Annotated in this window: 14 protein-coding genes; 8 read left to right on the top strand and 6 right to left on the bottom strand. The window is 62.4% G+C overall.

What is annotated here, in order from left to right; all coding sequences use genetic code 11:
* Positions 1-104 precede the first annotated feature (104 nt).
* The 7 genes from ACYU03_RS07425 to ACYU03_RS07395 all read left to right on the top strand — a co-directional run bounded on the left by ACYU03_RS07425 (position 105) and on the right by ACYU03_RS07395 (position 9,517).
* Positions 105-2,126 (top strand): capsular polysaccharide biosynthesis protein, encoded by a 2,022-nt coding sequence (locus tag ACYU03_RS07425; RefSeq protein ID WP_461889354.1) that lies wholly within the window; start codon positions 105-107, stop codon positions 2,124-2,126.
* Entirely contained in the window at positions 2,066-3,382 is a 1,317-nt protein-coding gene (locus ACYU03_RS07420; protein WP_461889352.1) for a capsule biosynthesis protein, read from the top strand. The genes ACYU03_RS07425 and ACYU03_RS07420 overlap by 61 nt, the downstream gene beginning before the upstream one ends.
* Complete coding sequence (locus ACYU03_RS07415) at positions 3,379-4,155, top strand: SDR family NAD(P)-dependent oxidoreductase (RefSeq protein WP_461889350.1); 777 nt, start codon at positions 3,379-3,381, stop codon at positions 4,153-4,155. The genes ACYU03_RS07420 and ACYU03_RS07415 overlap by 4 nt, the downstream gene beginning before the upstream one ends.
* Positions 4,148-5,764 carry an LTA synthase family protein gene (locus tag ACYU03_RS07410; protein WP_461889348.1) on the top strand — a complete coding sequence of 539 codons (1,617 nt, stop codon included), beginning with the start codon at positions 4,148-4,150 and terminating at the stop codon, positions 5,762-5,764. Before ACYU03_RS07415 ends, ACYU03_RS07410 begins: the two co-directional genes overlap by 8 nt.
* 4 nt (positions 5,765-5,768) lie before the next feature.
* On the top strand, positions 5,769-6,347 hold the full coding sequence (locus ACYU03_RS07405; protein WP_461891414.1) for a GNAT family N-acetyltransferase: 579 nt from the start codon (positions 5,769-5,771) through the stop codon (positions 6,345-6,347).
* 65 nt (positions 6,348-6,412) lie between these two features.
* Positions 6,413-8,470: a capsular polysaccharide biosynthesis protein gene (locus ACYU03_RS07400; RefSeq protein ID WP_461891413.1), complete on the top strand. Its 2,058-nt coding sequence runs from the start codon at positions 6,413-6,415 to the stop codon at positions 8,468-8,470.
* Between the two features lie 3 nt (positions 8,471-8,473).
* Positions 8,474-9,517, top strand: coding sequence for a phytanoyl-CoA dioxygenase family protein (locus ACYU03_RS07395; RefSeq protein WP_461889346.1), 1,044 nt, complete (start codon positions 8,474-8,476; stop codon positions 9,515-9,517).
* A gap of 107 nt (positions 9,518-9,624) precedes the next feature.
* Here ACYU03_RS07395 and ACYU03_RS07390 read toward each other — a convergent pair whose 3' ends face one another.
* From ACYU03_RS07390 to pyrF, 3 genes are all read right to left on the bottom strand, one after another.
* Positions 9,625-10,977, bottom strand: coding sequence for an aminotransferase class I/II-fold pyridoxal phosphate-dependent enzyme (locus ACYU03_RS07390; protein ID WP_461889344.1), 1,353 nt, complete (start codon positions 10,975-10,977; stop codon positions 9,625-9,627).
* A gap of 6 nt (positions 10,978-10,983) precedes the next feature.
* Positions 10,984-18,507: an SDR family NAD(P)-dependent oxidoreductase gene (locus ACYU03_RS07385; protein ID WP_461889342.1), complete on the bottom strand. Its 7,524-nt coding sequence runs from the start codon at positions 18,505-18,507 to the stop codon at positions 10,984-10,986.
* Positions 18,508-18,902: 395 nt separating this feature from the next.
* Positions 18,903-19,604 (bottom strand): orotidine-5'-phosphate decarboxylase, encoded by a 702-nt coding sequence (pyrF, locus tag ACYU03_RS07380; protein ID WP_461889340.1) that lies wholly within the window; start codon positions 19,602-19,604, stop codon positions 18,903-18,905.
* A 180-nt stretch (positions 19,605-19,784) separates the two neighbouring features.
* On the opposite strand from pyrF, the gene ACYU03_RS07375 reads away from it, so the two are divergent.
* Positions 19,785-19,952 carry a DUF2897 family protein gene (locus tag ACYU03_RS07375; RefSeq protein ID WP_461889338.1) on the top strand — a complete coding sequence of 56 codons (168 nt, stop codon included), beginning with the start codon at positions 19,785-19,787 and terminating at the stop codon, positions 19,950-19,952.
* A 64-nt stretch (positions 19,953-20,016) separates the two neighbouring features.
* Here the strand turns inward: ACYU03_RS07375 and ACYU03_RS07370 are convergent, their stop codons facing one another.
* From ACYU03_RS07370 to ACYU03_RS07360, 3 genes are all read right to left on the bottom strand, one after another.
* Positions 20,017-20,355, bottom strand: a complete 339-nt coding sequence (locus tag ACYU03_RS07370) for a ComEA family DNA-binding protein (RefSeq protein ID WP_461889336.1) — start codon at positions 20,353-20,355, stop codon at positions 20,017-20,019.
* A 182-nt stretch (positions 20,356-20,537) separates the two neighbouring features.
* Complete coding sequence (locus tag ACYU03_RS07365; RefSeq protein WP_461889334.1) at positions 20,538-21,551, bottom strand: MraY family glycosyltransferase; 1,014 nt, start codon at positions 21,549-21,551, stop codon at positions 20,538-20,540.
* Positions 21,552-21,577: 26 nt separating this feature from the next.
* Positions 21,578-22,525, bottom strand: coding sequence for an SDR family NAD(P)-dependent oxidoreductase (locus ACYU03_RS07360; RefSeq protein WP_461889332.1), 948 nt, complete (start codon positions 22,523-22,525; stop codon positions 21,578-21,580).
* Positions 22,526-22,529 lie beyond the last annotated feature (4 nt).

The following is a 22,529-nucleotide window of genomic DNA, read 5'->3' as shown; positions in this document are numbered from 1 at the left end:
CCAATTTCCAATTTGTATTACTATCCGCGCGATAATTTTTCCGATGGTCTCCCTATCGGCTCTATCTCACGCCACCCTCTCGAACGGACTTGCGCTCTACGTCTATGGCTGATGTTTCTCCTCGCCCGCGCTTACTGATCCTCTCCAAAGGCGCCCAAAGTATTGCCACGCTGCCTTCGCTGCTGCACGACTATGTGCTGCACAACGGCTCGGTGAAGGATGTCGTGCACGCTGACGTGATCATGGCATGGGGCCGCAAGCCCAGTGCACTCAAGGCCATGGCCGAGGCGGCGAAAAACCAGCGGCCGGTCCTGACCCTGGAGGATGGCTTCCTGCGCTCCGTGGGCCTGGGGGCCGACGACCCGCCGTTGTCGCTGATTGTCGATGATGTTGGCATCTACTACGACGCCAGCCAGCCTTCACGCCTGGAGCAACTGATTGCCACGCCCCTGACTGCCAGCGAAACCGAGCGCGCCCTGGCCCTGCAAACCTTGTGGCAAGAGCAGCGGGTGTCCAAATACAACGACGCCCGCATCGAACCGCTGGAGCTGCCCGCCGACTGCGTGCTGGTCGCCGACCAGACTTGGGGGGACGCATCGCTGCAGGGCGCCGGGCCTGACGATTTTATGGCGATGCTTGCCGCCGCACTGGAGCGCTACCCTACCAGCACGCTGTTGCTCAAGGTCCACCCGGACGTGGTTGCCGGGCGCAAGCGCGGGCATTTCGACTTGGCCGAGCTGGAGCGCAATCCGCGGGTGCAAATCCTGGCGAGCAATGTTCACCCGGCTGAGTTACTGCCACATATGCGCGCGGTGTACGTGATGACCTCGCAGTTGGGGTTCGATGCGCTGATGTGGAATGTGCCCGTGCACACCTGGGGCATGCCGTTCTATGCCGGCTGGGGCCTGACCCATGACCGCCTGCCGGCGCCACCGCGGCGCCAGCCAGCGAGCCTGGCGCAGTTGATCCATGCCAGCCTGGTACGCTACCCGCGCTATGTCTGCCCGGAACGCGGCGAACCCTGTACCCCGGAAGCACTAATGAACTGGCTGGGCCTGCAGCGCCGCCATCGCAGCGCACTACCTGACACTGTCCAGATGCTGGGGTTCAGCCGCTGGAAGGAGCCTCTGGTCAAACTGTTCTTCGACGGTGCCGCCATCCACTTCGTCACTCCCGAGCAGCCCCTGACCCGAGAACTTCCTGTGGTGAGCTGGGGCTGCAAGCATGACGCTGACCTGGTCGAACATCCGCAGCCGGTCAGCCGGGTCGAGGATGGCTTCCTGCGCTCGGTTGGCCTGGGCGCAGGCAAGGCCCGGCCGTTGTCCTGGGTGGTCGACGACCTGGGCATCTATTACGACGCCACGCGCACCTCACGCCTGGAACGGATTTTGCTAAACGAATGCTTCGACGCCAGTCTACTGGCGCGGGCGGAGGCATTGCGCCTGGCTATCTGCCAAGCGGGTCTGACCAAGTACAACCTGCCCGGCAATGCCTGGCAGCGGCCATTGGGTGTGCAGCGGGTGATCCTGGTCACAGGCCAGGTAGAAGGTGACGCCTCGATTCGCTTTGGCGCCCATCGCATTCGCAGCAACGTGCAATTACTGCAGGCGGTGCGTGAGCGCAACCCTGATGCCTGGGTGCTGTACAAGCCGCACCCGGAGGTGCTGGCCGGTACGCGGGCGCAGGGCGAGGACGAAGCGCAGGCCGTGCACTGGTGCGATGAGGTCATTGGCGACGCGCCATTGCAGCAGTTGCTGGAAACCGTGGACGAGGTGCACGTGCTGACCTCCCAGTCCGGCTTCGAGGCGCTGTTGCGCGGTGTCCCGGTGACCACGTACGGCCAGCCGTTCTATGCCGGCTGGGGCTTGACCCGCGACGAAGACCTGCACCCGGATGTGCGGGCCAGGCGTTCACGATTGCTAACTCTTGATGAATTAGTTGCTGGCACACTGCTACTATACCCAACCTACGTAAGCCGTATTACCAATCGCTTCACCACCGCCGAACAGACCCTTTACGAACTACAAAATTGGCATGCGTTGCCGCAGCCAGGAGCAACATCTAGATGGCAGGATTTGATTCGGCGCTTGAGCAGCTTGTTGGGCATAAGACGCCTAAGGAGCTGAAGACGCGCTCAACGCGTCGGTCCCTATCTCCCTTGCCTCAGCACAGTTTTCTGTTTTTGCAGGGCGTCAGCTCGCCGTTTTTCAATCGGCTGGCCAAGGCCCTGCGCGATATCGACCAGCGCGTGCATTGCGTCAGCTTCAATGTCGGCGATGTGCTTTACGGCCCAGGCTCGCGCCGTGCCTTTGCGTCTCGCCCAGACGACCTGCAAGCGTTCTACAGCCAGTGTTTTCGTGACCTGGATGTTACCGATCTGGTGCTGTTCGGCGACTGCCGTCCCGTCCACCGCTGCGCCATCGTTCTTGCCCGGCTGCAGGGTATCCGCGTCCATGTATTCGAGGAGGGGTACTTTCGCCCCTACTGGATCACCCTGGAGCGCGACGGGGTCAACAACAATTCGCGCCTGCCACGGGATCCGGACTGGTACCGCGAAGTGGGCAAACACATTCCCCGCTATCAGAACGGCAATGCCTTCAATTTGTCGTTCACAGCCCGTGCTGCCCATGATGTGCTGTACCACGCAGGCGGCGCGCTGAACAAAATCTGCTTCCCGCATTACCGCACCCACGCGCCGTTCACTGCGCCGACGGAATATGCCGGTTTCATTCGCCAGGGTGTGCGCCTGCTGTGCGCTCGTCGCCGTGACGATGCGCTAGTGGAAGACGTGACCCGGGAACGCCAGCCGACCTTTCTGTTGCCGCTGCAACTGGACAGCGATGCGCAGATTCGCGACCACTCGCGTTTCAACAATATGTCTGAGGTGATCGAGCACGTAATGGCCTCCTTCGCCGCGCATGCGCCCGGTGAGGCACGGCTGTTGGTGAAAAACCATCCGCTGACCCCAGGGCTGGTGAACTACCGCAAGATTACCGCCGCCCTGGCCAGCCAGTACGGCGTGACCGATCGGGTCGACTTCATGGAAAGTGGGCATATGCCCACCCTGCTCTCGCACATCGCTGGGCTAATCACCGTGAACAGCACCGCCGGGGCTTCGGCACTGCTGCACAACCGCCCGACCTTCGCCTTGGCCGAGCCGATCTACGCCTTGCCAGGGCTGACTCAGCAAAGCGGGCTGGATGATTTTTGGCTGTATCCCGAACCACCTGACAAAACCTTGTTCCAACGCTTTCGCAATACTGTCATCCACACCACCCAGATCAATGGCGGTTTCTATACCCGCAGCGGCATAGACATGGCCGTGGCGAACTGCCTGGAAGTGTTGATGGCAAAAACCTCAAGAATCGAAAAGTACCTATGACCGATACCACATCGCCTCGCTGCGTTCTCATCACCGGTGCCACAGGCGGTATTGGCGGTGCCCTGGCACCGGCCTATGCCGCGCCAGGGGTGACCCTGATTCTGCAGGGCCGCCGCCAGGACCGCCTGGAAGAGATGGCCAGTGAATGCCGCGCACTCGGTGCCCGGGTACTGCTAGAAGCGCTGGACGTGCGTGACCTGGATGCGTTGCGGGCCATGGTGCGCCGGGTCAGCGAGGCCGAACAGCCAGACCTGGTGCTGGTCGGTGCCGGGCTCAATACCGCGGTGGGCAGCAACGGTGAGGCCGAGTGCTGGGATGACAGCCGTGCCTTGCTTGAAGTCAATGTGATGGCGGCACTGGCCACGGTCGAGGCCGCCCTGCCCGCCATGCGCGCCCGGGGCCATGGCCAGATTGCCCTGTTCAGCTCCCTGGCCGGCTGGCGTGGGTTGCCGGTGACGCCTACCTACAGCGCCAGTAAAGCGGCGATTCGTGTCTACGGCGAAGCGATCCGTGACTGGCTTGCCCCTGAAGGGGTGAAGGTCAATGTCATCGTGCCCGGTTATGTCGAGTCGAAGATGTGTTTCGAAATGCCCGGCCCCAAGCCGTTTCTCTGGACCGCTGAAAAGGCGGCCCGGCGCATCAAGCGCGGATTAGCCGCGAACCAAGCGCGCATCAGCTTCCCGTTCCCGCTGAACCTGGGCACTTGGTTGCTGGGAATCATGCCATTGCGCCTTTCTTCGATGATCTTGCGCGGGCTGAAGTACAGTGATTGAAGTCTCCCTCCTGCCTATTGCGCTGATCGGTCTGTTGCTGACCGTGCTGATCGAACGCCTGTTGACCCCTCGACCGAACCTGCGCCGCCCGGTGAGTTGCTGGCTGCTGCATGCTGGCTTGTGGTGCGTGGGCCTGGCGTTGCTGTTCGGGTTGACCGGGCGGGCGCTGTTCAGTGGCATCAACCTGCTGTTGCTGTGGTTGCTGATCGTGCTGGTCAGCAATGCCAAGTACCACTCCTTGCGCGAGCCGTTCGTGTGTGCGGACTTCGAGTATTTCAGCGATGCGGTGCGCTTTCCGCGCCTGTACCTGCCGTTCTTCGGATTTGCCAAGGCGGCGCTGCTGGCCGTGGGGTTTCTGGCTTATCTGTGGGCGGGGCTGAGCTTCGAGACCCCGGGCGCGCGCCTGGACGCGCTGCTGCTGGGGGCATTGGGCCTGTTGTTGCTGCGCCTGGGCCATCGCCGGGTGGCCCCGACCTTCGATGCCGAGGCTGATGTGTGCCATTGGGGGCTGGCGACAAGCCTTTGGCGGTATTTCTGGGCGGCGCGGGAGCCGGTGGACCCTGCGGGGTTGGGGTCGCCGTTTGCTGCCGGGCTGGCGCAAGCGGTTGGGGACGGTGGTGGCCTGCATGCTTCAAGTTCCGAGGCTGTAGGAGCGGGCTTGCGCGCGATAGGGCCAGCACAAGCGCCTCATTGCGCAACGGACACCCCCCACCTCCCTCCTCTACCCGATCTGATCTCGATACAGAGCGAATCGTTTTTCGATGTGCGCGATTTGTGGCCTGGGGTCAGGGCCGAGGTGCTGGGCGAGTACGACCGCCTTGCCAGAGAGTCCCTGGCCCGCGGCAAGCTGCAGGTGGCCGCGTGGGGCGCCAATACGGTGCGAACCGAGTTCGCCTACCTGACCGGTATCCCCAGCGACCGCCTTGGCGTGCACCGCTTCAACCCGTACCGGGTACTGGCACGACAGGGGTTGCCGAGCCTCGCCAAGCACCTAAAGGCCCAGGGCTATCGCACCATCTGCATTCATCCTTACAACGGCAGTTTCTATGGCCGTGACAAAGTGCTGCCGGCGCTGGGTTTCGATGAGTTCATCGACGTGCGCAGCTTCAATGCGACGCAAAAGGCCGGGCCTTTCATCGGCGATTGCGCCGTGGCCGAAAAGATCCGTGAACTGCTCCAGGCGCCGAACCGTCATCAGCCGCTGTTCATCCATGCGGTCACCATGGAAAACCACGGGCCACTGCATCTGGAGCAGGTCGATGCGACCGAATTGCCCAATTGGTTCAATCGCCCGCTGCTCGCTGGGATGGATGACTTGGCGCCCTATCTGCGTCATATCGCCAATGCCGACCGCATGCTTGGCATGCTGCATGACACCTTGCTCGGGCACCCACGGGAAGCGCTGTTGTGCTTTTTTGGCGACCATGTGCCGATCCTGCCTGAGGTCTACCGGGCCATCGGCACCCCGGACGGCGATACCGACTACCTGATCTGGTCAAACCGTCGCCAACCCGGTGCCAGCCCTTGTCCGATCAGGGTCGAAGCGCTGTCCAGCTGCCTGCTCAGCTACGCCCAGCATGAGCCCTGTCCTGTCTCTGGCGTGGCCTGAGGTCGTGGTGAAGATTGTCCTCGGGTCGAGCCTGGCGCCAGAGCAGACTAACGACCCTGCGCTGGCGCAAGTCGTGACGCAAGGGCGCGGCTCGCTGGCGTTCATCCTCGGTGATATGGCCTGCCGCCAGCGCCTGCTCGGCAAGAGTGTCCATTGGGACCGCGTGCTGCTGGCACTCGAAGACAACCAAGCAGTGGGTTATGTCGCCTTCAAGCATCATCGAAGAGGCCCGTTCGCCCTGCGCTTGCAACCCTTTGTCCGTGAGTTCGGGCGTGTTCAGGGCTGGCTACGCTTCGTCGCGTTCTGTTTGAGCGAATACCGCGAATGGCGTTATCCCTTCCTCCTGTACGGCTTGCGTGTGGACAAAACAGCCCGTAACCAAGGGACCGGGTCAGCGTTGGTACACGCCTGCTGCGAGCATGCAGCGGCCAATGGCTTCAAGGATGTTTTTCTCGAAGTACCATTGGCCAACGAACGGGCGCGGAATCTGTACCTGCATAATGGTTTCCGGCTGTTGCGCCAGCGCTGGCTGCCTTGGCCGCCGGTACGCGCCATGCACCGGCGTTCGGAGTCGATCCAGTGAGCGGCGTGAACAGCCCGCAGGTCGACCTGCAGCCGCTGGTGGACGGGCCCGGCTGGATCGGCATCATGTCCCAGTGGGTCGCATGGAAGGTGCTGCACTTGCCGCAATTCCTCGAGCCGGAAGGACCGCCCTTCTGGCTGTGGCGGCGCGGTCGCCAGGCGCCCAAGGGGCTGAAGGCCATCGCCGGTATCGGCTACAAGGACTCCTCGGCCCAGGCACGGGTGCTGTGCCAGCGCTGGGGCTTGCCTTATATCGCCATCGAGGACGGCTTCCTGCGGTCCTCATCCCTGGGGATCGAGGGCGACACACCGATGTCGCTGGTGGTCGACCCCGTGGGCATACACTATCTGGCCGACCGCCCTTCGCTGCTGGAAAACATTCTCCAGGATCCGGATTGCCTGAGCGCGGACGAACTGGACAGCGCCCGCCAGTTGATTGCCCTGATGCGCAGCAGCGGCATCGGTAAGTACAACAACGCCCGGGACCTGGCCGCTGACGACCCGCTGGGCCGCGAGCGCCCCTTGGTGCTGGTGGTGGATCAGACGGCAGGCGACTACTCGATTCCCGGCGGCGGTCTGTGCGAGGCCGATTATGTGCGCATGCTCGATACGGCCCTGGCGGAAAACCCCGACGCCGAGGTGCGGGTGCGTATTCACCCGGATTGCGTGGGTGGGCAAAAGCCCAGTTGCCTCCTGGCTGCGGCCACAGCGCGCGGCGCCGCCCTGGAATCCCGGCCTGTGTCCTGGGCTTCCCTGGCCCGGCGAGCCCGCCGGGTGTACATCGGCACCAGCCAGGCCGGGCTGGAGGCCTTGATCCAGGGGGTACCGGTCACCTGTTTCGGCCTGCCCTTCTACGCGGGCTGGGGCCTGACTGACGACCGTATGCCAATCCCCAGACGTCGCTCACGGCCGGATCTGGTGCAATTGGTGGCTGCCGCCTACGTGCGCTACTGCCGCTATGTCGACCCGCTCACCGGCCAGCTCACCGATGCCCTGACCGTCGCTCGCCAACTGGCACGGCAGAAGGCACGGGATACCGAGTTCGCCGGCGAAATCACCGTACTGGGGGTCAAACGCCACAAACAGCACAATATCCGACGCCTCTTCGCCAGTCGCTGGGGCCGCTTGCGGTTCGCCGAAGACAGCCCCGTGCTGGTGCCGAAGGTTGCCGCCGAGGGTGGCAAGCTGCTGGTCTGGGCCGGCCGGGAGCCCGCCGACCTGCAGGCTCGGGCCAGTGCCGCCGGGGTACCCTTGTGGAGGGTCGAGGACGGCTTCCTGCGTTCAGCCGGGCTGGGGGTGGACAATATCCCGGCACTGTCGCTGGTGCTGGATCGCAGCGGCATTCATTTCGATGCCAGCAGCGCCAGCGACCTGGAGCAGTTGCTGCAAGCCAGTGATTTCGACGACGCCATCCTGGCCGAGGCAGCGCGGCTGCGCGCCCGCATAGTCGACAGCGGCGCCAGCAAGTTCAACCTGCGCCACGGGCCGACCGCTTCGGTCCTCGCCCCTCCTGGCCAGCGGCGCATCCTCGTGCCCGGGCAAGTGGAGGACGATGCCGCGCTGCTGCGCAGCAACAGCCCCCTGCGTGGCAACCTGCAACTGCTCGAACAGGTCCGCGCCGACGCACCGGATGCCTGGATCGTCTACAAACCGCACCCCGATGTCGAGGCCGGCAAACGCCGGGGCGCGCTAACTCCAGAACAGTTGGCCGGCCTGGCAGACCAGGTGCTGGCCGGCGTGGACATCGCCGGCCTGTATGGCCAAGTCGACGAACTCCACACCTTGAGTTCCACCGCCGGTTTCGAAGCACTGCTGCGCGGCCTGCCGGTGGTGACCTATGGCACGCCCTTCTATGCCGGCTGGGGGCTGACCCGAGATCACCAGCCTTTACCGCGACGAACCCGGCGCCTGACCCTGGACCAGTTGGTAGCCGGCGCCCTGTTGCGCTATGCGCGCTATGCCGACGTCCAACAAGCCCTGCCCTGCGATGCCTGGCACGCCCTCGCCTGCCTCTCGGCCCCACGCCCGCCGCGGCTGGCCGAGCACCCGCGAGTGGCGCCGCTGCTCAATTACTCTCGGACCATGCTCGGCTACGGCCGGCCACTGGCCCCATCAAAGGACTAGACCATGCCTGTTTCGATCAAGGACCTCGGCCGCTACGCGGCATTGCCCTGGCATTGCCTGCAACTGCTGACACACGCTAAATCGTTCGAGAACAACCCGGTGCTGGGCAGCGCCCGGCTCAATGCCCTGGGCCTGCACGTGCAACGTCGGCAGTTGGCCATGAGCATGGCGGCCATGCGCCGCCGGGCACTGGCGCCACGGCTGGATGCAGCGGAATTGGCAAGCTTCGAGGAGCAGGGCTTTTTCGTTCGCGAGAACGCATTGCCAGCCGAGCAATTCGCCGCCCTGCGTGCCGAGTTGGGCAGCCTGCGCAGCACCGGTTGGGAAATGCGCCAAGGCAAGGCCGTGACGCGGCGGGTCAGCCTGGACCAGGATGTCTTGGAGAAGAACCCGGCCAGCGCGGCTTTCGTCGCTGATCGCAGTGTCCGCGACCTGATTGCGTACGCCTCGTCCAATACCGGCGGGATCACCTATCAATTACAGTCGATCGTGATCGATGCGGTGAATGCCGAACAGGATCCGCAAACCCGCCTGCATGCCGATACGTTCCATCCGACTGCCAAGGCGTGGTTGTTCCTCGATGATGTGGCTGACGACCAAGGGCCATTCAGTTATGTGCCGGGCTCCCATCGCCTGACGCCGGAGCGCCTGGCCTGGGAGTATCGCCAGAGCCTGGGCGCAGCACGTTCCGAGGAGCAGATGCACCGTGAGGGTTCGTTCCGCATTCACGAGCATGAACTGGCCGAGCTTGGCCTGCCTGCGCCACGGCGCTTTGCGGTACCGGCCAACACCCTGGTAGTGGCAGACACTTCGGGCTTCCATGCCCGCTGCCCTAGCCTACGACCTAGCCACCGGGTGGAAATCTACGCCAGCCTGCGCCGCAACCCGTTCATCCCCTGGCGTGGCGCCCACCTGTTCGCCTTGCCTTGGATCGCCAACTACCACATGCGCTGGGACATCCGCCTCAAGCGCCTGATGGGATTCGACAAACGCAGTCACTGGCGTTTTATCGAACAACTCAACGCTTATGAAGATCCGCATATCTGAGTCAGGGGGTACATCCTGAAGGCTGGATGCGGTCCCTGTGAACGGGGTTGCCATCGGGCAATCCCGTTGCTATTGCAGCCTGCGATTGGGGCGGGAATGTCAACGCTTCAGCCAAGCCGGGCCATTTCTTCGGCAACGATGGCGACGGTGCGGGTAATCTGCTCTTCGGTATGCTCGCAAGAGACAAAGAACCTCACCCGCGCAGCGTGTTCCGGAACAGCCGGATACAGGATCGGCTGGGCATTGATGCCACGCTCGAACAACGCACTGGAGAGGCAGCCCGCCTTGTACGAGCTGCCAGTGATCACCGGAATCACCGCCAGCCCAGTGCTGGTGGCGGTGTCCAGACCCGCCTCCTTGGCCAGGCGCAGGAACAGTTCACCACGCGCCTGCACCGTCTGCACACGCTCACGATCCTTGGCCATGCACTGCAACGCCGCAAGTGCGGATGCAGTCACCGATGGCGGCATGCCAACGCTGTAGAGGAATCCCGGCGCCAGGAATTTCAGGTGCTCGACCAACGCTGTGCTGCCGGCAATATAGCCACCACAACTGGCGAGGGTCTTGCTCAAGGTGCCCATCCATATATCCACGTCATCGCCAGCCAGGCCGAAATGCTCGCGGATACCCTTGCCGGTCGCCCCCATCACGCCCAATGAATGCGCTTCGTCGACCATCAGGAAGACTTTGTGCTTGCGCTTGAGCTCGACGAAACGCGGCAAGTCCGGGTAGTCGCCGTCCATGCTGTAGATGCCTTCGACCACCACCAGCACTCGCTCGAAGTGCCGCCGCTGCTCACCGAGGATGCGGTCCAGCGCCTGCCAGTCGTTGTGGGCGAAACTCAGGCGCCGCGCACCGGACAGCTGAATACCTTGCAACACGCTGTTGTGGATCAGCTCGTCATGCAGCACCAGGTCACGCGGGCCAAACAGGTAGCCAATGGTGGTGACATTGGTGGCATGCCCGCTGACGAACACGATCGCATCGTCCACTTCGTACAGCTTGGCCAGCTCGCGCTCCAGCTCACGGTGTAGCGGACGCTCGCCAGACACCAGACGGCTGGCCGACACCGAGGTACCGTAACGGTCGATCGCTGCCTTGGCCGCTTCGGCCACCACCGGGTGGCCGGAATACCCCAGGTAGTTGTAGCTGGCGAAGTTGAGGTACTCATGGTTGCCAATGCACGTCTGGGCGCCAGCCGTTCCTTCGTGCAGGCGAAAGAACGGGCTGGTCAGCCCCAGGCGTGCACCGCTGTGCTGGATCACACGCAACTGCTGATAACCGGGGTGCTGGTCGAAACGATAAAACGCTTCTGGCACCTTCAGCGCCGCCTGTTGCACTTGCTCCAGGGTGGCGCCGCTGGCCGTTTCGCCCGCCTCGCTGCGACGACGCGCCAGCGCTTGCTGGATCAGCCGTTGCTTGATACCGACATTCAGGCCGGTGGGCGTTTTTGCAGTCATCGGGTTTCACTCAATCAAACGGTTGGGGGTGGTGCTGCTGTCAGCCAGTTCAGCGTTCAACTCGGCCATTTGTTCACGGCTCAGCTCGCTACCATGACGGGCTAGCAAGTTCTCTGCCATGGCGGTAGGCGCCGGCGCTTGATTGCTGTCAGAGTCGCCACGAAGCAAATCGAGGATGCGCACACTGAGCTTGTCGATACTCGAACTCTCGCTGAGTTCCATTACCGGCAAACGGATACCGAAACGCTCCTCCACTGCCACCACCAGCTCGACACTCATCAGTGAGTCCAACCCCAGTTCCTGCAGCGGACGCTGGGTGTCCAGACGGGACGCCGGCAGGCGGAGGATTTCGCAGACCTCGTGCTTGAGCAGTTCGGTAAAACGCTCCAACAGTTGCACATCGTCGAGCTCGGCGAGCATACGCTGGATATCCTCAGCGTCATTCTCGTCATCCTGATCGCCGCCATGGGCGCGGACCAGTTCGAGGAAGCGCGGCGTCGTGGCGCTCGGCAGGAAGCGCGACAGGGCCTTCCATTCCAGCTCCAGTACACCAATACCGTCGTCGCCGCGAAGCAGCATCTGCTCCAGATGCGACAGGGCCACTTCGGCCCGTAGCGCCGCACCGCCCATGCGACTTTGCAGGGCGTCCTTGATCTGTTCATTGCGTGCCAGGAAGCCCACGTCATCGATGGCGCCCCACAGCACTGCCGTGGCAGCCAAGCCTTGGCCACGACGATGACGGGCCAAGGCCTCGAGCCAATGGTTGGCCGCCACGTAGTTGGCCTGCCCAGGGTTGCCGAACAGGGTAGTGGCCGAGGAGAACATCACGAAGAAGTCCAACGGCAGCTCACGGGTCAGTTCATGCAAGTACTGAGCGCCCTTGGCCTTGGGTTCCAGTACCCGCTGCAGTTGCTCGGCGTCGAGGTTGCGGATCAGCGCGTCGTCGATCACTGTCGCCGCGTGCACCAGGCCGCGCAATGGATACGGGCTGGCATTGATGCCTTCGAACACGGCCGTCAACTGGCGGACATCGGTGATATCGCAAGCCAACGCTTGCACATCGATGCCTTGCGCCTGCCAGAGCGCCAGGCTCGGTTGCGCCTCGACAGTGTCCGGGCCGCGGCGGCCGAGCAACACTAGGTGTCGGGCGCCCTTGTCGACCAACCACTGGGCCGTACGCAACCCGAAGCCGCCCAGACCGCCGGTCACCAGATAGGTGGCCTCGTCGCTGAGTTGTAGCTGCTGCAACGGCTGTTCACGCGTATCCACCAATTGCTCGATCGGGTTGCCGTAGGTGACCACGATCTTGCCGATCTGCCGCGCCTGCTGCATGTAGCGGAAGGCTTCGACCACCTGGTTGGCATCGAACTCGCGGAACGGCAACGGATGCAGGATGCCCTGCTCGAACAGTTCCATCATCTGCCCGAACAGACGCCGGGTCAGCTCGGGGCGCTCGCTCATCAACTGGTCGGCATCGATGCCGAAGTAGCTGATGTTGTTGCGGAACGGCCGCAAGCCAATACGGGTGTTCTGGTAGAAGTCACGCTTGCCCAGTTCGAGGAAGCGGCCAAAGGGCTTGAGCACCCGCAGGTTACGGTTGATCGCCTCACCGGCCAGCGAGTTGAGCACCACATCGACACCACGACCATCGGTCATGGCCAGGATTTCGTCGGCGTAGGCCAGGGAGCGTGAGTCGAACACCTTGTCGACGCCGAGCAGGCGGAGGAAGTCGCGCTTCTCGTCGCTGCCGGCAGTGGCGTAGATCTCTGCACCGCACCACTTGGCAATCTGGATCGCCGCGATACCGACGCCTCCGGCTGCGCCGTGAATCAGCACTTTCTCGCCCGGCTCCAGGCGTGCCAGGTAATGCAGGGCGTAGTAGACGGTGAAGAAAGTGCTCGGAATGGTCGCCGCCGCTTCGAACGACATACCCTCGGGTATCCGGGCCACGGCATTGGCATTGGTCACCAGCCGGTTGGCAAAACTGCACGGGCCAAAACCCACCACACGGTCGCCCGGGGCGAAGTCGCCCTGTACCTCGGCCCCCTTGCCCTGGATCACGCCGGAAAATTCGAAGCCCAAGGTCGGACCCGAGAAGCCGTTCTCGATAGCCTCATCGGACAACAGGCCGAGGGCGAACATCACGTCGCGGAAGTTCAGGCCGGTGGCGCGCACGGCGATATCCAGTTCGTCCGCCGCCGGTACACGTGGCTCGCGGACCTCCCAGCGCAGGTTGCGCAACTGACCAGGCAGATCGAAGCCCAGGCTGATGCGCTTGTCGCCGTCGCCAGTGGCCCGAGGCTGATCTTGCAGGACGCGCAGGCGTGGTACGTAGCGCTGGCCATCGGCGTTGATCGCAAGCTCCGTCTCGGCATCGGCGTGCAGCAGCGCAGCAACGAGGCTGTCGATCGGCGCGTTGAAGGCCAGGTCAAGCAGACGAACCTGGCAACTGGCCGACTCATTCGCCAAGGTCCGGCCAAAGCCCCAGAACGCGGCGTCGGCGATGGCATCCACTGCCGTCGCGCTTTCGCCAGCGTACAGATGACCGGCCGCACCACGGGTCAGCAGCCAGAGTTGCGCAGCGATACCCAGCGACTCACAAGCCTGGACCAGCCCTGCGGCCTGCATGCAGCGCGCGCCCTGGCCATCCAGACCTTGGCCGCCGTCAAACCCGGCCAGGTGCAGGATCTGCTCCGGTGCCTGCTCCAGCGCGGCAAGTTGTTGTGCCAATGCCTGTGCATCACCGGGAACCAACAAGCTGACCAACTGGCCTTGCTCACGCAGGGCAAGAGCCAAACGTGCAGCGACTTCCTGCCCCGGTTCGGCCAGCAGTGCCCAACGCTGCACCGCGATTTCGCGTACAGGGGCAGAGCTGTTCACTGGCTTGTCGGCTAACACCAGGTAACTACCACAGGCGTTGCCTGGCAAGGCTTCAAGGGTGTGCGACAGGGTCAAGCCATGACGTTGCAGCTCATGCGTCCAGAACTGCGGACGCTGCTGACGCGACAGGGCCTGCTCTGGACCGGCCAACCACCAACCGGCCTGGGCACCGAACACGAAGTCGGCCCAACGTGCCGGGTATTGCGCCAGCAATGCCAACTGCCCGTGCGGGTTGAGCTGGCTCGCGGCCTGGCGCACGGCTTCGCCAATGCTGTCCAAGGCAGCCAGGTCGGTCGGCACCAGCACCCAGTCGTAATCACCGGCATCGGCCAACTGATCGAAACCAAGCACCTCAAGCGCCGGGCAATCGTCGCGCAGCATCTGCGCCAACTCCGGCTCCTGCACGCAATAGCTGTAATCGATACGATCGAAATCGATCCCGGCGTACAGAGACTCGATAAAGGATGGGCCACCAAAACCAAACTCCAGCACGCGCAAGCGCTGACCGGCTGGCAGGGATGCCAGGCGCTGGGCCAGGGTTTCCCGCAGGCCGGCGAGCAGCCGTTGCTGACCTGCCGCGCCCAACACCAGGCGCGCCAGGCTGGCGCCGCTGGTCTCGCGCGGCAGTAACTGCTCTAGGGTCTGGCTTCCGTCAAGCAATGCCGGCAAATGACGGCCGATGCGACCCACCGAATGAATGATCTGGAAGAACTCCGGATAGCTCTGGAACAACTCCTGCCAAATCGCCTCGGACGCGGGACGCTCTCCCGTGTCGACGATGTGCCAGGTGCCATCGGCAGAGCGGCTCAACGAGCCGTCTTCCTGGCCATGACGCAGCAACGTCGCCAAGTACTCGCCCGGCACCCCGTCCAACTGCGACCACAAGGCCACCTGCTCGCCACTCAACTGCCCGCCAACCTGCTCGATCAGGTCCAGCACGAAACTCGAACAAAGGGCATCGAGCAATGGCTCGACTTCATTGAGGTAACGTGCCTGCGCCGGCGCGTCAGCCAAATCTTGCAGACGGGTCGCTAGTGGCGCACCGTCATGTGCCTCGCGCTGCACCGGCACCACCTGGCCTGGAGCGGCAAGGCCGACGTGGGCCAAGTGCTTGATGTCGCTGGAGCGGTCACGCTGCAGGCGCACGCCGCGGAAGCGGGCATCCTTGATGGACAGCACGGTCTCGCCGGCCGCGTCGTACAGGATGAAGTCCACCAGCAGCGAATGCTCGGTACGCTTCAACTGACGCACTTCAGCCAGGCAAGGCACGCCACCGGCCTTAGCGAAGGCGATGCGGCCGAACTTGACCGGAATGAACGCCAGGCCCTTGTTGCTGCCCGGCTGGCTCACCAGCAGTTCGGTGATCAACTGGAATGCACCGTCCAGCAAGGCGGGGTGCAGGTGCAGCGAAGCCAGCTCATGGCTGATGGCGTCTGGCACGCTGAGTTGGGCAAGGATGCGCGCAGGCTCCACCCAGACCGCCGCAACCGCCTGGTAAGCCGGGCCATAGTTCAGGCCGACCGCACAGGTCAGCGCCAGATGCTGTTCAGCGGTGAAGTCGGCCGGGCGCTGTGGCACTGCTGGCGCGCGTCCATCGAGCGCCACGCCACGGGCTTCGCCAGGCAGGCGGGCAACCACATGCTGCACCCACTCTTCTCGCTGAGTCAGGGTGCGCGAGGTGATCCGCAGGGTGCCGTCGGCCTGCTCGATGCTGACCCGAATCTTCTTGCTGCCTTCATGGCTGAGCAACAGCGGGTTGTGAATCTCCAGCTCTTCGATATCGACGAACTCACCCGGCTGGTGCTGCAAGGCCACGGCCAAGGCCAGTTCGGTGAAACCGGCGCCGGGGAACAGCACCGACTCGCCGACCTTGTGGTCACCCAAGGTCGGGAACAGCTGTGTATCGATACGGTTTTCCCACGTCAGCGCATGGTCGGCCAGCGGGTATCCCAACAGCGGGTGCACACGCTCACGTTGCAGGACTCCGAGCGACTCGGCGCTGACCGGCAACTGGAAACGGTCGCGCTGCCACGCGTAGTTGGGCAGCAGTACGTTTCTGCCGGTCACGGGGAAATGCAGCTGCCAATCCGGCTCGGCGCCGGCAATCAGCAACTTGGCTATGCAACGGTCCAGCAGCAAAGGGCTGTTGTCCTTGCGCAGCAATGTACCGAGCACCTGGCCAAGCAACTCGCGCTGGCTCAGGGCATCGGCGACGTAGCTACGCAGGACTGGGTGCGGGCCGACTTCGACGAACAGGTTGAAGCCCTGCCCCACCAGCGCATCCATCGCCCCCTGGAACAACACCGGGAAGCGGATGTTCTGCCACCAGTAGAGGCTGTCCAGGCGCTGACCATCCAGTTCGCCGCCAACGACAGTGGAATAGAACGGGACAGTGCCGCTGCGCGGGCGGATATGCGCCAGGTCAGCGATGACCTGCTGCTCGATAGGGTTCATGGCCGGGGAGTGGAAGGCGTAATCCAGGTCCAAGCGGCGGGCGAACACCTGGCGTTCGGTGAGCACCGCCTCCAGTTTGTCCAGTGCCTCTACAGATCCGGCCACGGTGGCGCCACGAGCGCTGTTTTCGCCCGCCACGACCAGTTGGCTATCCAGGCCCAGTTCCAGCAGCACAGCTGCGGTGGCTTCGCCCGACAACCCTACGGCGGCCATCTTCCCATTGCCACGGGTGAGGCCCTGCAGGCGGCTGCGGTGGTAGATCACTTGAGTCGCATCTGCCAGGCTCAGGGCGCCGCTAGCCCAAGCCGCGGCTACTTCGCCAACGCTGTGACCGATCACCGCTGCCGGGTGGAAGCCCTGTGCCTCCAGCACGCGAGTGACCGCGACTTGCAAGGCGAACAGTGCCGGCTGGGCGATCTCGGTGCGCACATAACGGTCATCACCGTTTTCACCCAGTAGCTCGGCACGCAACGAATAGCCCGCCAGCGGTTGGAAGATTGCATCGACCTCGAGCACAGCGGCTTCGAACACAGAATTGCCGAGCATTGCCCGGCCCATGCCTTGCCATTGCGAACCATTGCCGGAATAGACGAATACAGGGCCCTGGACCTTGTCCAGCCCCTGACCGGTTTCAAGCACCGAACTCAGTTCGCTGAGGCTCGGGTCTTGGGCGTAGTCGGCCAACGCCAGAGCAGCCTCGGCCGGATCGGAACTGATCAACAGCAGGCGATGCGAGTGCGCGTCACGGCGGAACATGGCCTGGTAGGCCACATCGTAATAGCTGGCCTCGGGGTGCGCTGCCAGGTAGTCGGCAAAGTTCTCGGCGGTGGCACGCAAGCCTTCGGCAGTCTTGGCGCTGAGCATCAATGGCAGGCGTCGCGCCGCTGTTGGCCGCGCTGCCGGCGGTTGCGGCTCGGGACTCTGCAGAATGACGTGAGCGTTGGCACCGCCAAACCCGAACGAGTTCACCCCGACGGTCAACTGCCCTTCTGGCTTGAGCGCAAGGGGTTCGGTGACAACCTGCAGGTTCAAGTCGGAGAACGGAATGTTCGGGTTAAGCTCCTCGATCCCAATCGTTGCCGGAATCTTGCGTTCGACCAGGCAATTGAGGGCCTTCATCAAGCCGGCAACGCCTGAGGCGGCTTCCAGGTGACCGAGGTTGCTCTTGATCGAGCCGATCGGCAGCGGGTTGCCTGCGCCGCGGGCCTGGGCCAGGGCTTCGCCGATCGCGCGGGTCTCGATGGGATCGCCGACCGCCGTGCCGGTGCCATGGGCTTCGAGGTAGTCGAGTTGCGACGGATCGATCCCGGCCTTGGCGTAAGCGCTTCTGAGCAATGCCGCCTGGGCGTCGGCGTTGGGCAGAGTCAGGCTGGACTTGCGGCCATCGGTATTGACCGCACTGGCCGCCACTACCGCCAGGATCGTATTGCCGTCGGCCACGGCCTGATCGTAGTCCTTGAGCAGGAACAGCCCCCCGCCCTCGGAACGGGCATAACCGTCGCCGCCCTCATCGAACGAGTGGCAACGCCCGGTCCGCGACAGCATCGAGGCCTTGGCGAAGATCATGAAACCGAACGGGTGCATGTGCAGGCTGATACCGCCGGTCACGGCCTGATCGATATCACCGCTGATGATTGCCTGGCAGGCCTGGTGGAAGGCCACCAGCGAAGATGAGCAGGCAGTATCGATGGCCATGCTCGGGCCGCGCAGGTCATAGAAAAACGACAGACGGTTGGCCGCAATACTCAGGGTATTGCCGGTGGCCGTGGCAGCATCGATCGACGCCATGTCTTCCACCAGGCGGTATGCCTGTTCGACACCAGCGATCCCCAGGTACACGCCACAGTTGCTGCCACGCAGGCTCGAGGGTTTGATACCGGCGTTTTCGAAGGTTTCCCAGCACATTTCCAGCAACATCCGTTGCTGGGGATCCATCACCGTCGCTTCTCGCGGCGAGATATTGAAGAATCCCGCATCAAACGCACTGATGTCGCCCAGGGTGCCGGCAGCGAAGGTGTAACTGGTCGCGGGGTTGGCCTTGTCCGGGTGCAGGAACTCGGCGAAATCCCAGCGCGAAGCGTCGACCTGGGTTACCAGGTCCCGCCCGGACATCAGGTTCTGCCAGAAGCTGCTGGTGGTGGAGCCAGGAAAACGAAAAGAACAACCAACGATTGCTACCTGTCTACGCTTTATCAAAACTCATTCCTTTAAAACTCTTCCGGGCGCTCATCCGCGGACAGCCGGCATGCCTGGCCAACACATTCTTGGCAAGTCGTAAAACGACTCCTGGGGGTCATCTTCTATCTGGAGAGGCGCCTTGCTGGACACAACAGACCGCAAGACTGGAGGACGAAACGCGTCGCAATAGGAATCTTCAGATTTGTGTAGCGGAATAATACGCGGTCTGGAGGGAGAGGGAAAACCCTAAGCGACCACAGTATCAAGGGCATTTTCCCCTGCCGGGACTCGGCGAGGTCGACAACAGGGGAGCGGCAAGCAGGCTGAAAAGGTGGCAATCTGCCATTATCCTGGGGTTGCCTGCGACAGTGGCGTGCCCGAAGCGCCACTGCCGTTGATCGATCAAGCGCTCTTCAATTGCGGATTTCGGCCACCACCGCACGCAATGCCTGTGCAGGATCAGCCGCCTGGCTGATTGGACGCCCGATCACCAGATAGTCGGAACCGGCATCCAGCGCCTGACGTGGCGTCAGGATACGCCGCTGATCATCCTGCGCACTGCCCGCCGGACGGATACCCGGCGTCACCAGTTGCAGCGACGGATGGGCAGCCTTCAAGGCGGGCGCCTCCAGCGCCGAACACACCAGGCCATCCATCCCCGCCTTCTCGGCCAGCGCGGCCAGACGCAACACTTGCTCCTGTGGCTCGATATCCAGGCCAATACCCGCGAGGTCTTCACGCTCCATGCTGGTCAGCACGGTCACACCGATCAGCAGCGGCTGCGGGCCACTACGCTTGGCCAGTACTTCACGGCAAGCCGCCATCATGCGCAGACCGCCCGAACAATGTACGTTGACCATCCAAACACCCATCTCCGCGGCAGCCTTCACCGCCATCGCCGTGGTGTTGGGGATATCGTGGAATTTCAGGTCGAGGAACACCTCGAAACCCTTTTCGCACAGTGTCTCGACAATCCCCGAGGCACTGCTGGTGAACAGTTCTTTACCGACCTTGACCCGGCACAGCGCAGGGTCCAACTGGTCAGCCAGCTTCAGGGCGGCCTCACGGGTAGGGAAATCCAGGGCGACGATCAGGGGCGTCTGGCAGGCGGACATGGTCAGGGTCTCTTGGCAAGTCGAAAACGGCGCGCATTGTAAACGATGTGACGCCCCTTGGCGCCCGCAAATCGCGACAACTGGCCCCCTCCCGGCACACACCTATAATGGAACCTAAGGATTCGGGCACCGCTCGAAAGATATAGAAGCGGCATTCCTCGCCGCTTATGGGAGAACACCATGCCCTGGTATGCCTGGTTGATACTGATCCTAGCCCTCGGCTCGATCGTCGGGGGATTACTGCTGCTGCGGGATACGGCGAAAGAATTACCGCTGACGGAAGAGCAGAAAAAGAAGATTCAGGAACGTAATGCGGAAATGGATGCCAAGGAATCGGAAGACCGCTGACCCCCTCCCCCTTGATAGCCGACCTAACAATGGTCGGCCGGCTATCACCTCACCTCTGTTACTCCTATTCCACCATCAGCTTGTCGCGATTGCGCTCCAGCAACGCGTTGCCGATGCCTTTGATTTCCAGTAGCTCATCGACTGAAGCGAAAGGCCCGTTGGCCTCACGATAGGCAACGATGGCTTCGGCCTTGGCCTTGCCGATACCGTTCAACTGGGCCTGCAAGGTCGGGGCGTCAGCCTTGTTCAGATCGAGTTTGGCGGATTGCGACTGACTATCACTCACCAAGGTTGTGGCCAGTTCCGTGGCTGGCGCGACGGCGGTATTAGGCGCGGCGTTCAGGGAGAAGGACAGGCCGGCGAAGAGCGGGAGGAGAAGATAGGTAAGGACGGTATTGCGCATGAGATTCACTCCTGTGGGTTTTGATTGCAGGGCAGCGTTTCCTTGGCTGCCGGGGTAAAGCTAGCGGGTTGAGGAGTGATGGGGAAGGCTGATGGGTCTGGGGAATGATTACTAAATTGGACAGCTGACAGCGGTATCGCTGTCAGCTGTGGGAAAGAGGAAAATGCGCGTAGGGAGACAGATCAGTGCTGCTCCAGTTGTCCTGCATGGAAACGCAGAGCCAGCAGTACCAGCGGGCACCAAGCGACTAGTACAGCAATCCCCCCATCCAACTTACTTGTTGCCACCAAAACAGCCAGCGGCAATAGCCAAAACAGATTGATCGCCATCACTGCCAAGGTAACCGGTAGATGGCGACCATATTGACGAGACGCGTATTGATAAGCGTGGCTACGATGGGCTTCATAGACCTTGTCACCACGAATCAAACGACGTAGCAGCGTCACCGTTGCATCGACGATGAACACCCCCAACAGAATCAGCCAGGCGCAGAACAGATCCGGTGAGGCCCAGGCAGCCTGCAGCGAAAGCACACCCAGAGCAATACCGAGAAATCCGCTACCCGCATCGCCCATGAAAATACGAGCAGGGGGGAAGTTCCAGAACAAGAAACCGGCCACAGCCGCAGCAAGCACCAGAGGTGCTGACACCAGACCCGGAACACCTGCCAGCACATAAAGCAGGCATGCCCCCAGGCAAGTAGTGATCGCTTCGACACTGGCGATGCCGTCGATCCCATCCATGAAGTTATACAGGTTCAACAACCAGACAAGATAGAAGAGCGCCAATAGATGCCCAAACCAGCCCAGATCCAATTCAGTGCCGAAGACCATCAATGGCGGTAAGCCACCTAGCCAGATCAGTGCCCACAGCGACGCAGCAAAATGCCCCAGCAGGCGCCAACGGGCAGCGATATGGCCATGATCATCCAAAAAGCCCAGTACAGCGATGGAAGCACCAGCACCCAATAGGGCCCAAGAAGTAGCAGACTCGATCAGACCGGCTCCGCCCATCCACAACAACGCAGCTAGAAAAGCGACGACGATCGCCACACCACCACCACGCGGTGTCGGGACACTGTGAGAACTGCGGGCGTTAGGGATATCCATGATGCTACGGGCCAGGGCGTAGCGACGCAGAAGCCAAGTCAATACAAAGGAAACGACAGCTATCGACACGACAAGCAATAAGGTCATGAAGCATTCCATATTAAACAATCAGGTCAGACACGCCGACGGTATTCCTTACCTATTCGCACCAGCGCTTGAGCCGTGCTTTCCGGAGGGGTCCAATTCAGCAGGCGCCGCGCCTTGCCCGCATCGATCTGCAAGGAGCCATACAACTGGTTATAGAGCCGTTGCCGCTTGAAAACCAGGCAAGCAACTTGAAGCAAGACTGGAGGCACCGGCACAAGCCGAGCATGCCGGTTCATACCTTGAGCAAGGCCTAGCACCATTTCAGCTGTCGACACATCATCACCGTCCGCAATAAGAAACACCTCTCTGGCAGCTGCAGGATGAATAGCAATGTGTGACAGCAGGCTCACCAGGTTTCGGAGGGACACCAGGCTCCGCCGATTACGGGTCAGGCCGAAAGGCAATGGTAAGGCCCGATCAACCAACTTAAGCAGGCGAGCAAAGTTACCGGGAGCCTGACTATCAATCACCATGGGCGGGCGAACAATCACCCAGTCCATGCTCAACTGCTGACACAAGTGTTGCAGTCCTTGCTCTGCTTCCAACTTCGACAAGGCATAGTCCGCATGCGGATTCGCCGGAAAGCTTTCATCGAATGCTGTATTCGTCGTACTGTCACCGTTGACCCCAATGGAACTGACGAAGACGAACCGCCCTACCCCAGCCTTGGATGCCACCTGGGCGAGTCGCAAGGTACCCTCAACATTCACGCGTCGAAACGCCTCCAACGGCGCCTCGGCAGTTTCATGGAGCACATGCGCGCGCCCGGCAAGATGCACGACACAATCGACACCTCGGCAAGCCGCTTCCAGATCATCACTTTCGGTGATATCGGCCACAAAATACTCGACTCCTGCTTGTGCCGGTTGCTCGCTGCGTACCAGCGCACGCACAGTAAAACCTTGCGCCAGCAACTGATCCACCAGAGCACGTCCGATGAAACCTGCAGCGCCTGTTACCAAGATCGTGGCCACCACC

The sequence above is a fragment of the Pseudomonas sp. X10 genome (assembly GCF_054889225.1).
This window is presented reverse-complemented; position numbering and strand designations above follow the sequence as displayed.

What these genes read in the sequence shown, in the direction of transcription:
- ACYU03_RS07425 (WP_461889354.1), top strand. Translation starts at nt 105, where the DNA reads ATGGCTGATGTTTCTCCTCGCCCGCGCTTACTGATCCTCTCCAAAGGC.
- pyrF (WP_461889340.1), bottom strand. Translation starts at nt 19,604, where the DNA reads ATGTCCGCCTGCCAGACGCCCCTGATCGTCGCCCTGGATTTCCCTACC.
- ACYU03_RS07365 (WP_461889334.1), bottom strand. Translation starts at nt 21,551, where the DNA reads ATGACCTTATTGCTTGTCGTGTCGATAGCTGTCGTTTCCTTTGTATTG.
- ACYU03_RS07420 (WP_461889352.1), top strand. Translation starts at nt 2,066, where the DNA reads ATGGCAGGATTTGATTCGGCGCTTGAGCAGCTTGTTGGGCATAAGACG.
- ACYU03_RS07415 (WP_461889350.1), top strand. Translation starts at nt 3,379, where the DNA reads ATGACCGATACCACATCGCCTCGCTGCGTTCTCATCACCGGTGCCACA.
- ACYU03_RS07370 (WP_461889336.1), bottom strand. Translation starts at nt 20,355, where the DNA reads ATGCGCAATACCGTCCTTACCTATCTTCTCCTCCCGCTCTTCGCCGGC.
- ACYU03_RS07400 (WP_461891413.1), top strand. Translation starts at nt 6,413, where the DNA reads ATGTCCCAGTGGGTCGCATGGAAGGTGCTGCACTTGCCGCAATTCCTC.
- ACYU03_RS07375 (WP_461889338.1), top strand. Translation starts at nt 19,785, where the DNA reads ATGCCCTGGTATGCCTGGTTGATACTGATCCTAGCCCTCGGCTCGATC.
- ACYU03_RS07390 (WP_461889344.1), bottom strand. Translation starts at nt 10,977, where the DNA reads ATGACTGCAAAAACGCCCACCGGCCTGAATGTCGGTATCAAGCAACGG.
- ACYU03_RS07395 (WP_461889346.1), top strand. Translation starts at nt 8,474, where the DNA reads ATGCCTGTTTCGATCAAGGACCTCGGCCGCTACGCGGCATTGCCCTGG.